Genomic DNA, 11963 nt, shown 5'->3' with positions numbered 1-11963 from the left:
GCGGTGCTCCCGGGTAAATGGCGGTTGACCGGAATTCTAGCGGGGTTTCAAAAAGGTCTCCTTGACACGCATCAAAAACACCGGCCGCTGCCCCATTGATTTTCTCCGCCAACTCCGGCAATCGGGTTCGACCACGCAAGGGAGACCACCATGACCCGTATCGACGCCAAATTCGCAGAGCTGCGCAGCGCAGGCAAAAAGGCCTTCGTGTCCTACGTCATGGCGGGCGATCCCGACTTCGACACCTCGCTCGAACTGGTCAAGGGACTGCCGGGTGCGGGGGTGGACATCATCGAACTGGGCCTGCCCTTTACCGATCCGATGGCCGATGGTGCCACGATCCAGCTTGCCGGACAGCGCGCGCTTGAAGGCGGTATGACGCTGGACCGGACGCTGGAACTGGCGCGACGCTTTCGCGAAACCGACGACACGACGCCCATCGTCATGATGGGTTATTACAATCCGATCTATTCGCGTGGCGTGGACCGGTTTCTCGAACAAGCCAAGGAGGCTGGCATCGACGGTCTGATCATCGTCGATCTGCCCCCCGAGGAAGACGAGGAACTCTGCATCCCGGCGCAGGCGGCAGGTCTGAACTTCATCCGACTGGCCACACCGACAACCGACGACAAGCGCCTTCCCAAGGTGCTCCAGAACACGTCCGGTTTTGTCTACTACGTCTCCATCACCGGTATCACCGGCGCGGCTGAGGCACAGGCGGCGGATGTCGGTCCCGAAGTGGCGCGGATCAAGTCGCAGACCGATCTGCCGGTGATCGTGGGCTTCGGCATCAAGTCACCCGACGCGGCACAGGCCATCGCCGGGGTTGCGGATGGCTGTGTCGTCGGCTCGGCCATCGTGGCCGAACTGGCCGAGGGCAAGAAAGTGAGCGACGTGTTGGCCTTCGTCAAATCGCTGGCGGACGGCGCGCATCGTGCCTGACCTGCCTGCGCAGATCCTGCGGGCGTTCGACACGAACACGCAGATCGCGCCCCTGACCAACGCGCTGCCCGATCTCACGCTGGACGACGGCTACGCCGTTGCCGGGTCTGTGGGTGACATGCGCATCGCACGCGGAGAGCAGGTCGCAGGCCGCAAGATCGGGTTCACCAATCGCAGCATCTGGCCGATTTACAACGTCGACGCCCCGGTCTGGGGCTGGATGTACGAAGACGGTGTCCGCGAACTCCCGAAAGGCGGCGCGATATCTTTGCCACCGCTGCCCGAGCCCCGGATCGAGCCGGAAATCGTGTTCGGGTTCAAAGCCACGCCGCATCGCGACATGGACCTGACCGCGCTGGCGGACTGTGTCGACTGGGTGGCGCACGGGTTCGAGATCGTCATGTCGCTCTATCCCGGCTGGAGATTCACCGCGCCCGATGCGGTGGCGGCGATGGCGATGCACGGCGCGCTCTGGATCGGCCCGCGCCTTGATCCGACGCCCGAACGGCTGGAAGCGCTGACCACTTGCGGCATCACCCTGACCGGTCCCGACGAGCAGGTGATCGGTCACGGGGTCGATGTGCTGGGCGGCCCGCTGATGGCGTTGCACTACCTGGTGCGCCAGATCGACCGCATGCCCGGCGCGGGACCGATCCAGCCCGGAGAGGCCGTCACCACAGGGACGCTGACCGATGCAAGGCCCATCTCGGAAGGCCAGACATGGCGCAGCGACTTCGACACGCCGTTGCTGACTGGCCTGGAAGTGACCGTCGCGTCGGAATGACCGGATGTGGCCTGCGCGGTCGTCGGCAGTGTGCACCTAATGACGCGTTGCGTGGCTTTCCCGGCATCGGTAAGAAAAAGTAACCAAAATCCCGGAAAGGCCGCACCATGCCCGTGATCACCGAAATCGAAGACCTCCGCCGCATCTACAAACGCCGCGTGCCCAAGATGTTCTTCGACTACACGGAATCCGGCAGCTGGAGCGAACAGACCTTCCGCGAGAATTCCTCGGATTTCGACAGGATTTACCTCAAGCAGCGCGTCGCGATCGACATGGAGGGCCGCACCACCGCGACCAAAATGATCGGACAGGACGTGGCCATGCCGGTGGCCCTGGCGCCGGTCGGGCTGACGGGGATGCAGCATTTCGACGGTGAGATCAAAGCGGCCCGGGCCGCCGAGAAATTCGGCGTTCCCTATTCGCTCTCTACCATGTCGATCTGTTCGATCGAAGATGTGGCCGCCAACACCTCCAAGCCGTTCTGGATGCAGGTCTACACGCTCAAGGACGACGACTTCATGCAGCGCCTGTTCGACCGCGCCAAGGAGGCCGAGTGTTCGGCCGCGATCATTACGGTCGACCTGCAATTGCTGGGCCAGCGGCATAAGGACGTGAAGAACGGCCTCTCCGCCCCGCCCAAACTGACGCCCGCCTCCATCGCCAACATGATGACGAAGGTGCAGTGGGGCATGGGGATGCTGTCGACCAAGCGCAGGTTCTTCGGCAATATCGTGGGCCACGCCAAGGGTGTGGGCGATCCGTCCTCGCTTGCGTCATGGACGGCGCAGGCCTTTGACCAGTCGCTCAACTGGGACCGCATCCGCGAGTTTCGCAAGATGTGGGACGGGCCGCTGATCATCAAGGGGATCATGGATCCGCGCGATGCGCTCGAGGCGCTGAATGTCGGCGCCGATGCCATCGTCGTGTCGAACCACGGAGGACGGCAGCTTGACGGCGCGCTCAGTTCCATTCGCGCGCTGGAGCCGATCCTCGACGCGGTGGGGGACAAGATCGAGGTGCATCTCGACAGCGGCATCCGGTCCGGTCAGGACGTGCTCAAGGCTTTGGCCATGGGGGCCAAGGGCACCTATATCGGACGGGCCTATGTGTACGGTCTGGGCGCCAAGGGCCAGCAGGGTGTGACCGACGCGCTCAACGTGATTCACAAGGAGCTCGAGATGTCGATGGGGCTCTGCGGGCGGACGGATATCACCAAATTGGATCGCGATATCCTGATGGTGCCGAAAGGGTTTTCGGGCGATTGGGTAGAATAGGCACGACGATGTGTCGTCCCTCGCGGGAGATGCGAAGATCTGCTGCGCACAGTCGATCGTCACCGGGCAAAGACCCGTTTGTTCTTCTGGCACAGTTGATCGTCATCACCGGGATTGACCCAGTGATCTCTTGATCCTGATGTCCCTGGGTCTCGCCCGAGGATGTTCTGCTGTTTCGGAAAGAAGCGGCGCCGCCCTTATGGGCCTGACGGTTCTCTCGACGTCCGGGCGTCACCCCGTGACCTGTAGCCCGGTTTCGGGGCCTGTTCAGACCGGTCTCTCATGGTCAGCCTTGCGGCCTGTGAGAGAAGTGTCAGTTCATGTGTCGCGGCGTGGGAGTGACCCTTCCCGCTCGGTGCGCACCGTAGGCGACGGTATCGCTGATGGGTGGTTAATGGGTGGGTAAAAGAGCGTTCGCAGCCACCAAGGATCGCGGGAACACCTATTGGCTCGGATCGCTCATGTATGTCCAAGGTGCCGGACAGGGTTTTTTCGAGCGCCGATTTCAGAACCGGCTGGCCCATAGCGGTGAACACGAGTTTCAAGCCAATTCAACTGTTTCCGGCCCCGATCAAAAACCGTTTTGCAGCTTAACGGCATTCAGCAGCAGTCCGCATCGTCACTTGTACAGCTCTGTCGTGAAATCGGATGGGGATATTTGGTAGACTTCAGCGTCAGGATGTTCAGACATCTGACCGCCTTGAGGCCGGCCTTTAACACTGGCATGTTCCCGACCGCGCGCTTCCAGCCAAGGAAGAAGCTCCATCACAAGACCTTCGGTTACAGGCTCGTCAGTCGCTTGCATCGTAACACTTTTCAGGGCGTAGCCCTCACCGAACGTGGTCGTCAGCTCCTCAGGCTCTACCACAGCTAGGCTTGTTGGATCATCAATGTCACCAAACATCACCATTTTGGGCATCCAATCCCGCGGCACGCGAATTGGACTCAGCTGGTTTCGGATTTCAGATTGATTTTCAAGCTCTACGCCGCCGCTGACGATTTTCAGAGTTGCCATCACATCGATCAACTTTGGCCTTCCGCGCAATACAAACAGGTAACGCTCTGGCGCAAGGTTCACGACAACTGCTTCCCCTGTTTTGTCCCAGTAACGCCCACCTGTCTGAGCGATATTCACGTAGCTTTCCCAAGCTCTACGTTCAATCACACTGCTGGCTTCCACCACCCCTTCAGGTGTCTCAAAGGTCACTGTCAGCTTCTCACGGTAGGTGAAGTTATGCGCATCATACACACGGTAAACGCAAACCAACGCTGCCAGCAGGAGCATTCCGAAAACGATCTTCTTCATAGCTGCGTCATTTGTCAGTTTCACCTGGCTGTTACAATGTAGTAAGCTGGTGACTTGAGCTGACACCAGCCGCTTCACCATGAACACCGTGTTCCGTTAAACGAAATGACGCATTCGCGCGCCGCTTACATGCTGTGGACCTACGTTTCGCCAGATCATCCGGTGATGCCCAATGCCGAGCGGCGCGAGAGCATCGGAACGAGCACGAGCGGTACGATGAACAGAATTCCTCCGATCATCACAAAAGACGCCCAGAGGCCAAAACCTTCGGACAAAAAGCCCATCAGCGGCGGGCCGATGAAGAAACCGGCATAGCCCACCACAGAGATGCGCGAGATCGCGTGGCTGCGGTAGCGGTTGGGCACCATGCGCCCGATCCAGGCGTAGGCCATGGGCGCCACCACCGACACGCCCAGACCAAGGATCGAGAACCCGGCATAGGCCACGGCCAATGTCGGTGCCAGCGCCGCGATGCAGGCGCCGATGCCGGCGGTGATCGCGGCCCAGCGGATGACCCGGCGCTCGGAGACGCGGTTGGCGACGACCTGCCCGGCAAGCCTGCCGACCGCCATGGTGATCCCCAAAAGCGCCGGACCCAGCGAACCTTGCGCCGCCCCGGCACCGAGATTGCGCTCCAGATGCAGCGCCGACCAACCCTCGGTCGCCTGCTCCGACATGAACGCGATGAGAATGATCGCGCCGCCCGGCAACAAGAGGCTCCAGGCCAACGGCGCGCCTTCGACACCCTCGGCCTCGTGGTCGGCGTCGGGCACCGGCGCGGCAAAGGCCTGAAGTGCCAGTAGGGCGATGAACAGACCTGCCACGGTGAGGATGGTCGCCGGGCCGATTCCGGCTTCGCGGGCCAGACCGGTGCACAGGGCGCAGGCCGCATAAGAGACGGAAAAGACCGCGTGATTGAGGTTCATCAGGCTGCGTTTCACCCGCGCCTCGAGCGCGCTGACCCGCGCGTTCATCGCCACGTCGAGCGTGCCGGAGGTCATGGTGACGCCCAGCATCGCCAGCGTGAAGGTCACGCCGGTCATGGTGTGGCCGGGCAGCAGGGTCGCCAAGGCGACAAGCGCGGTCAGCACGCCCAGCGCCCGCGCGCCCAGGGCGCGTTCGGCCAGTGGGGCCAGCCACATCGCCATCACCGCACCAACCGAGGTGATCAGCAGGGCAAGCCCGAAGGCGCCGTCCGACAGGCCGACCTGTGGCTTGAGCACGGGCACGAGTGCCGCGAAACTGCCCCAGAAGGCCCCCACCGCCGCAAAGCCCGCAGCCGGTCCCCGGCTGACGTAAAGATCGCGCAACATGCTCATGGCCTGCGATTGCCACGCCACATGCACAGGGTCCAGTCCACATTCGACAGATTTCCGACGGTTTTCGCTGCGAAGTCTCTTGTCAGTCCGAACAATCCGGTCTATCGCGCGGGCTTCATGCGGGGTGACAGCCTTGGAGGCACCCTGCCCTTACAATTTGGAGATATATCATGGCTGGAGAGATTCCTGATCTCGAAGCTCTGGAACGGACGGGGACAGGCAAGGGCGCCGCTCGTCAGGCACGCCGCGACGGCATGGTTCCGGGCATTGTATTTGGTGGCGACAAAGACCCGCTGCCGATCAACCTTCCTTTCAACGTCCTGCTGGCGCGCCTGAAGAAGGGCCGTTTCAAGTCGACGCTGTTCAACCTCAAGGTTGACGGTCACGACGACGTCCGCGTGATCTGCCGCGACGTGCAGCGCGACGTGGTCAAGGACCTGCCGACACATGTCGATTTCCTGCGCCTGCGCCGCACGACCAAGATCAACCTCTTCATCCCCGTTGAGTTCATCAACGAGGAAGCGGCCCCTGGTCTCAAGAAGGGTGGCGTTCTGACGGCGATCCGTCCGGAAGTCGAACTGGTCGTGACGGCGGGTGACATTCCCGAGAAGCTGACCGTCGATCTGACCGGTCTGGAGATCGGCGACACCGTGACCATCTCGGACATCACGCTGCCGGAAGGCTCCAAGCCGACCATCGACCGTGACTTCGTGATCGCCAACATCTCGGCACCGTCCGGCCTGCGCGCCGCTGACGATGAAGACGAAGCCGATGAACCGGAAGCGGATGAAGTTCCGGCAACAGAGCAGACCGAAGAGTAAATCTTCGCGACGCGAGATTCAGCGGCCCCGCCCAACGGCGGGGCCGTTTTCGTTTGATGGTCCGGCATGGCGCGACCGTATCGCTTGACACCTGAACCTGTCGTCTGGCACCCATGTTACATGGGGCCGCGGACGCCTCGTGAGGCGTCAGCCCAAGACCCGCATCCTGAAAACCTGTATCACGGGAAGGATGTCGCCATGGCCTCACCAACGGAAATCACCCCTGCACAACTCGCACGCCTGATCGGAACCCCGAACGCGCCGATCCTGATCGACGTGCGGATCGACGAGGATTTTACCGATGACCCACGCCTGATCCCAGGTGCGCGGCGGCACGCGTTTCGCGACATCGAAACGCTGGTGCCGGAACTCTCGGGCAACGCCGTGGTGGTCTACTGCCAAAAGGGGTTCAAGATCAGCCAGGGCGCGGCGGCGATGCTCCGGGCCTCGGGGAACGCGGCGGAAACCCTGCTAGGCGGGCACTTCGCCTGGCGGGATCTTGCTCTGCCACTTGTCACCGCGCAAAAGCTGCCCGATCCCGATGCGTCCGGTTGCACCCTTTGGGTGACCCGGCACCGGCCCAAGATCGACAGGATCGCCTGTCCCTGGCTCATCCGAAGGTTCATCGACCCGCGGGCGCGGTTTCTCTTCGTCGACCCAAGACAGGTTCTGAACGTGGCCGAGAATTTCGACGCGACGCCGTTCGATATCGAAGATGTCTTCTGGAGCCATCGCGGCGACAGCTGCACCTTCGATACGATGCTCGACGAATTCGGCATCAGGACAGAGGCGCTGGACCGTCTGGCCAGCATCGTCCGAGGTGCGGACACCAACCGGCATGACCTCGCCCCCGAGGCGGCGGGCTTGCTGGCGGCGTCGCTGGGCTTGTCGCGCATGTATCGCGACGACCTTGACCAGCTCGAGGCGGGCCTGGTCCTTTACGATGCGTTCTACCGCTGGGCGCGGGATGCGACCACAGAGAGTCACGACTGGCCGGTGCCCGGAGGTCTTTCGTGACGGTTTCGTTACGCGACCTCTTTCAGGTCTTTCTGAAAATCGGTCTCTTGTCCTTCGGCGGACCGGCGGCGCAGATCGCGCTCATGCACCGGATGCTGGTGGACGAACGGGCGTGGCTGAGCGAACGCGAGTTCCTCAATGCACTGAGCTTCTGCATGTTGCTTCCAGGACCCGAAGCCATGCAGCTGGCCACCTATTCGGGCTGGCGGCTCCATGGCGTGATCGGTGGCCTGATCGCGGGGCTTCTCTTCGTTCTGCCGGGCGCTGCCGTGATCTTTGCGTTGGCGCTTCTTTATGTGACCTATGGCGACCTGCCCGTGGTCAGCATGCTCTTTCTCGGCGTGCAGGCGGTTGCCGTGGTGATCGTGGTCGAGGCGCTATTGAAAATGTCCAAACGCGCGCTTCATGGTGCGGCCCATTGGGCGCTGGCGGGCTTGGCCTTTGCCGCCATCTTCTTTTTCGCCGTGCCATTTCCCGTGATCGTGCTTGCCGCAGGCGCATATGGCGCAGTGGCCGCGACGACCGGGGACGACACCGCACCGTCGCCCATCGCGGTATCGATCGGTCGCAGCATGATTACGCTGCTCATCGGTCTGGCTCTCTGGGGCCTTCCGGTGCTTGCCGTGGACGTGCTGTTCGGCGGCACGATCCTGACGGAACTCGGGTTGTTCTTTTCCAAGCTGGCCGTGGTCACGTTCGGCGGGGCCTATGCCGTTCTGGCCTACATGGCACAGGACGTGGTGGTGCAGTACGGATGGCTGACCCCGACCGAGATGATGGACGGGCTTGGACTGGCCGAGACCACGCCAGGCCCACTGATCCTGGTCACGCAATTTGTCGGAACGCTCGCGGCCTTTCGCGATGGTGGATACGCACTTGCCGTCGCTGGGGGGATGATGACGCTCTGGGTCACATTCGTGCCGTGCTTTCTCTGGATCTTCGTGGGCGCTCCCTACATCGACTGGATATCCGCTCAGCCGCGTCTGAACGGCGCGCTCCGCGCGATCACGGCGGCGGTGGTCGGAGTGATCCTGAACCTGTCGCTCTGGTTCGCGTTGCACGTCGTCTTCGGAACGGTGACGGATGTGCGGACCGGGCTGCTCCGCCTCTGGGTGCCGGATGTGGCAACGCTCAACCTTTCGGCGCTGACGCTGATCGCCCTGTCGGCGGTTCTGCTGCTTCGGTTGCATCTGGCCATCGGTTGGGTGCTGGCGATCTCTGCTTCGGCTGCGCTTGCTTTGGCGCAGATCTGATCATGCGGGTTTTGCCCTTGTCGCCACTTTCGCCTAGAGAGGGACAACCGCTTTGCGCATGGAGGCACAGGCAGCGATGAAACTCTTTGTGGGTCTTGGAAATCCGGGCGGAACCTATGCGAAACACCGCCACAATATCGGCTTCATGGCGATCGACCAGATCGCGGCGGATCACGGCTTTGGCCCTTGGAAATCCAAGTTCCAGGGAGACGTGACCGAGGGCCGCCTTGGGTCCGAGAAGGTGCTGCTTCTCAAGCCGGGCACCTTCATGAACCGGTCCGGCCAATCGGTGCAGGCGGCGATGCAGTTCTACAAGCTGGAGCCCGGCGACGTGACCGTGTTCCACGACGAGTTGGACCTCGCCCCGGGCAAATGCCGCGTCAAACAGGGGGGCGGCCATGCCGGGCATAACGGGTTGCGGTCGATCCACGGGCATATCGGCGACGCCTACGGGCGTGTGCGGCTTGGGATCGGACATCCGGGCCACAAGGATAAGGTCTCGGGCTATGTGCTGCATGACTTCGCCAAGGCCGATGAGGCGTGGCTCGATGATCTGCTGCGCGGCATCGCGGATGGCGCGCCGCATCTGGCGGATGGCGATACGGGGAAATTCATGAATGCCGTCGCCCTGCGCGTGGCACCGCCCCGGTCGTCGAAAACGCCTGACAAAAGCGAGAAAACAGAAGCGCAGAAACCCGTCTCGGACGCCAAGCCGGAAGCGGACACCCGCAACCCGCTGCAAAAGCTGGTGGACCGCTTTCGATGAGCCTGTCCTCGGCGCTGGAGGATCAGGCCGAACATTGCGCGGCGCTGGGATCGCCCTTCATGGCGCGCATGTTGCCGCTTTTGGCCGAGGTCTGGCCCGCGAATTCAAAGCTCGACGCGGCGGTGGCGAGGTTCGAGGGCGACATCGGTCCCAAGGGTCATTCCCTGCCGCTGCGTCTGGCTTCGGGCCTGCACGCGCTGGTGCTGACGGGGCGCGACGCGGACCTGATCGCCGCCTACCCGCCGCACAGCGTGTCCGACACCGCCTTGAAAACCGCGCTTGCCAAGGCGCTTAACGTGCATGAGGCGTTCCTGCTCGACTGGATCACATCGCCCCCGCAAACCAACGAGGTGCGACGCGCGGCGGTGCTGATCGCCGGAACACATGCGCTGGTGGATCGGACGGGGATCGCCAACGTGCAGCTTTCCGAACTTGGCGCAAGCGCCGGACTGAACCTGATGTTCGACCAATTTGCATTGGTTGCGGGCGCGACACGGCTCGGGCCGAAGGACGCAGCGCTGACGCTGACGCCCGATTGGGCCGGTCCCGAACCCTTCAACGCGTCGTTTACCGTGACCGACCGCCGGGGCGTCGATCTCAACCCGCTCGACCCGCATGACCCCGATCACGCGTTGCGCCTGCGCGCCTATCTCTGGCCGGATCAGGCGCATCGTCGGGCGTTGACCGATGCCGCGATCAGGGTGAACACCGCGACCGTTGATCGAAACGACGCCGTGGACTGGCTGGAACAGCGTTTGACCGAGCAGCCCGAGGGCCGGATGCACCTGATCTTCCACACCATTGCCTGGCAATATTTCCCACCGTCGCAACGGGCCAAGGGTGAGGCGCTGATCGCAGCTGCGGGCGCGCGCGCCACGCCGGACCGCCCGCTCGCATGGCTGCGCATGGAGGCCGATGCGGCAACACGCGGGGCGTCGGTCACGGCACGGCTTTGGCCCGGGGATCACCTGATCCAACTGGGGCGTGCAGATTTTCATGGCCGCTGGGTGGATTGGGAATACGAACGCGCCTAGGTTTTGATATGACCACCCCATGAACAGGAGGCCCTCGATGGAACCAGAAGACGCGATCAACGTATTGGGCGGCCCGTTGGAGGGATGCTCGACCGACCCGATGACCGGCTTTTTCCGCGACGGCCACTGCAACACCTGCGCCGCCGATCAGGGCAGCCACACCGTCTGCGCCGTGATGACGGCAGAGTTCCTTGCCTATTCGAAATACGTGGGCAACGATCTGAGCACGCCCGTTCCGCAATTCCGGTTTCCGGGGCTGAAGCCCGGCGATCACTGGTGCCTCTGCGCGTCACGGTTTTTGCAAGCCCATGACGAAGGTTGCGCGCCCAAGGTCAATCTGGCCGCAACGCACAAACGGGCTTTGGATATCGTGCCGATGCGTGTGCTGGAGGAACATAAGGTCGACGCCTGATTGGGTCACGAGGCCTTTTCGATCACCTCTGGCCCGGCTTTCGGCGCCACCTCACCGATGGGGTCGCTCATCAATTCGTCAATGAACAGGCTGAGCAGTTGCGGTCTGCCCGATACACCCGCCTTTCGGTAGATCGCGTTGGTCTGCGCCTTGACCGTGCCTTCGGACGTGTTGCGCAACGACGCGATGTCGGCCGTGCTGAGCCCCTTGATTGAAAACAGAGCCACGTCTTTTTCCGCAGGTGTCAGTTCCCATTCGGCAAAGCGTTCATGCAACACGTCCATGAACGCGCCCGAAGCCAGGCGCAGGCTTTCTTCTGCCGCGCGCTGTTTGCGGATCGAACGCAGCAATAAAGTCGCGCTAACCACCACGCCGAGGATCAGGCCGATCACCGCGCCGATCTGCGCAAGTTCGTAATAGACCCATGCTATTGGCGACGAATTGATACCAAGAACGCTGCCCAAGATGTCCCACAACAAGAAAAGGCCGCTGCAAAGCTGCAACGCAAGTAGTGGAAACAGAACAGCCCAAACCTTCACCGGTCCATCAAAGCTCCGGTCGCTGCCTGCTCAGTCGTCATCATCGTCGTCGTCGTCATCGTCACCGCCGCCACTGTCGTCATCGTCGTCGTCATTATCATCATCGTCGTCGCGGCCGCTATTTGCGCTCCCGCGTCCGCTGTTGTCGCTACGATCATCATCGTCACGATCATCATCGTCATCGCGATCATTGTCGCGATCGTCATCATCATCGCTGCTGTCATCGCGGTCGTCATCGACGGAACGGTCCACGTAATCCCTGAGGATCGCGCCGGTGGATGGGTTGAGAATGATCTCACGACGCCCGCGCGGCCCGGTCGCGACTATCCGCGAGCGACCCAATAGCGTCCGCGCAATGCTGATCCTGCGATAGCCCTGACGCTTGAGCTGATCGACCACCTGGTCCTCGGCCGTCTGTGCGAGAACGGAGCCCGGCAAGGCGACGCCGGCCAGGAGACCTGCCAAGAGCTGTCTTCGTTTCATTCCCTACCTCCAA

General features: G+C 62.3%; 13 protein-coding genes. 9 read left to right on the top strand and 4 right to left on the bottom strand.

All coding sequences use genetic code 11. The annotated features are described in order from the left end of the window. The first annotated feature begins 150 nt into the window (after positions 1 to 150). From trpA to Q1B16_RS03330, 3 genes are all read left to right on the top strand, one after another. Entirely contained in the window at positions 151 to 942 is a 792-nt protein-coding gene (gene trpA, locus Q1B16_RS03340) for a tryptophan synthase subunit alpha (RefSeq protein ID WP_299784799.1), read from the top strand. Further along, positions 935 to 1726 carry a hypothetical protein gene (locus Q1B16_RS03335; protein WP_299784798.1) on the top strand — a complete coding sequence of 264 codons (792 nt, stop codon included), beginning with the start codon at positions 935 to 937 and terminating at the stop codon, positions 1724 to 1726. The genes trpA and Q1B16_RS03335 overlap by 8 nt, the downstream gene beginning before the upstream one ends. A gap of 107 nt (positions 1727 to 1833) precedes the next feature. Beyond that, the gene (locus Q1B16_RS03330; protein ID WP_299784797.1) at positions 1834 to 3000 is read left to right on the top strand and encodes an alpha-hydroxy acid oxidase; all 1167 of its coding nucleotides are present in this window, start codon (positions 1834 to 1836) and stop codon (positions 2998 to 3000) included. A gap of 619 nt (positions 3001 to 3619) precedes the next feature. On the opposite strand, the gene Q1B16_RS03325 is transcribed toward Q1B16_RS03330, so the two are convergent. Together Q1B16_RS03325 and Q1B16_RS03320 are read right to left on the bottom strand one after the other, a co-directional pair. Continuing rightward, positions 3620 to 4306 carry a hypothetical protein gene (locus tag Q1B16_RS03325; RefSeq protein WP_299784796.1) on the bottom strand — a complete coding sequence of 229 codons (687 nt, stop codon included), beginning with the start codon at positions 4304 to 4306 and terminating at the stop codon, positions 3620 to 3622. 155 nt (positions 4307 to 4461) lie between these two features. Next, the gene (locus Q1B16_RS03320) at positions 4462 to 5619 is read right to left on the bottom strand and encodes an MFS transporter (protein WP_366140129.1); all 1158 of its coding nucleotides are present in this window, start codon (positions 5617 to 5619) and stop codon (positions 4462 to 4464) included. Positions 5620 to 5795: 176 nt separating this feature from the next. On the opposite strand from Q1B16_RS03320, the gene Q1B16_RS03315 reads away from it, so the two are divergent. The 6 genes from Q1B16_RS03315 (at position 5796) to Q1B16_RS03290 (ending at position 10928) form a co-directional block, all read left to right on the top strand. After that, entirely contained in the window at positions 5796 to 6446 is a 651-nt protein-coding gene (locus tag Q1B16_RS03315; protein ID WP_299784794.1) for a 50S ribosomal protein L25/general stress protein Ctc, read from the top strand. A 198-nt stretch (positions 6447 to 6644) separates the two neighbouring features. After that, positions 6645 to 7463 (top strand): sulfurtransferase/chromate resistance protein, encoded by an 819-nt coding sequence (locus Q1B16_RS03310; protein WP_299784793.1) that lies wholly within the window; start codon positions 6645 to 6647, stop codon positions 7461 to 7463. Continuing rightward, entirely contained in the window at positions 7460 to 8716 is a 1257-nt protein-coding gene (gene chrA / locus Q1B16_RS03305; protein WP_299784791.1) for a chromate efflux transporter, read from the top strand. The genes Q1B16_RS03310 and chrA overlap by 4 nt, the downstream gene beginning before the upstream one ends. 76 nt (positions 8717 to 8792) lie before the next feature. Further along, positions 8793 to 9482: an aminoacyl-tRNA hydrolase gene (gene pth, locus Q1B16_RS03300; protein ID WP_299784790.1), complete on the top strand. Its 690-nt coding sequence runs from the start codon at positions 8793 to 8795 to the stop codon at positions 9480 to 9482. Continuing rightward, positions 9479 to 10516, top strand: coding sequence for a DUF2332 family protein (locus Q1B16_RS03295; protein ID WP_299784789.1), 1038 nt, complete (start codon positions 9479 to 9481; stop codon positions 10514 to 10516). Before pth ends, Q1B16_RS03295 begins: the two co-directional genes overlap by 4 nt. Positions 10517 to 10553: 37 nt before the next feature. Beyond that, positions 10554 to 10928, top strand: a complete 375-nt coding sequence (locus Q1B16_RS03290) for a DUF2237 domain-containing protein (protein ID WP_299784788.1) — start codon at positions 10554 to 10556, stop codon at positions 10926 to 10928. A gap of 5 nt (positions 10929 to 10933) precedes the next feature. On the opposite strand, the gene Q1B16_RS03285 is transcribed toward Q1B16_RS03290, so the two are convergent. Next, positions 10934 to 11407: a helix-turn-helix transcriptional regulator gene (locus Q1B16_RS03285; protein ID WP_299784787.1), complete on the bottom strand. Its 474-nt coding sequence runs from the start codon at positions 11405 to 11407 to the stop codon at positions 10934 to 10936. A 90-nt stretch (positions 11408 to 11497) separates the two neighbouring features. Further along, entirely contained in the window at positions 11498 to 11950 is a 453-nt protein-coding gene (locus Q1B16_RS03280) for a hypothetical protein (RefSeq protein WP_299784786.1), read from the bottom strand. Between the last annotated feature and the right edge of the window lie 13 nt (positions 11951 to 11963).

The sequence above is a fragment of the uncultured Marivita sp. genome (assembly GCF_947488135.1).
GTDB lineage: Bacteria > Pseudomonadota > Alphaproteobacteria > Rhodobacterales > Rhodobacteraceae > Marivita.
The sequence above is the reverse complement of the archived record's forward strand: the minus strand, read 5'-3'. Positions and strand labels throughout refer to the sequence as shown.

Coding starts and splice junctions, on each gene's coding strand:
- Q1B16_RS03320 (WP_366140129.1), bottom strand. CDS start 5,619: ATGTTGCGCGATCTTTACGTCAGCCGGGGACCGGCTGCGGGCTTTGCG.
- Q1B16_RS03325 (WP_299784796.1), bottom strand. CDS start 4,306: ATGAAGAAGATCGTTTTCGGAATGCTCCTGCTGGCAGCGTTGGTTTGC.
- Q1B16_RS03295 (WP_299784789.1), top strand. CDS start 9,479: ATGAGCCTGTCCTCGGCGCTGGAGGATCAGGCCGAACATTGCGCGGCG.
- pth (WP_299784790.1), top strand. CDS start 8,793: ATGAAACTCTTTGTGGGTCTTGGAAATCCGGGCGGAACCTATGCGAAA.
- Q1B16_RS03310 (WP_299784793.1), top strand. CDS start 6,645: ATGGCCTCACCAACGGAAATCACCCCTGCACAACTCGCACGCCTGATC.
- Q1B16_RS03315 (WP_299784794.1), top strand. CDS start 5,796: ATGGCTGGAGAGATTCCTGATCTCGAAGCTCTGGAACGGACGGGGACA.
- trpA (WP_299784799.1), top strand. CDS start 151: ATGACCCGTATCGACGCCAAATTCGCAGAGCTGCGCAGCGCAGGCAAA.
- Q1B16_RS03290 (WP_299784788.1), top strand. CDS start 10,554: ATGGAACCAGAAGACGCGATCAACGTATTGGGCGGCCCGTTGGAGGGA.
- Q1B16_RS03280 (WP_299784786.1), bottom strand. CDS start 11,950: ATGAAACGAAGACAGCTCTTGGCAGGTCTCCTGGCCGGCGTCGCCTTG.
- Q1B16_RS03330 (WP_299784797.1), top strand. CDS start 1,834: ATGCCCGTGATCACCGAAATCGAAGACCTCCGCCGCATCTACAAACGC.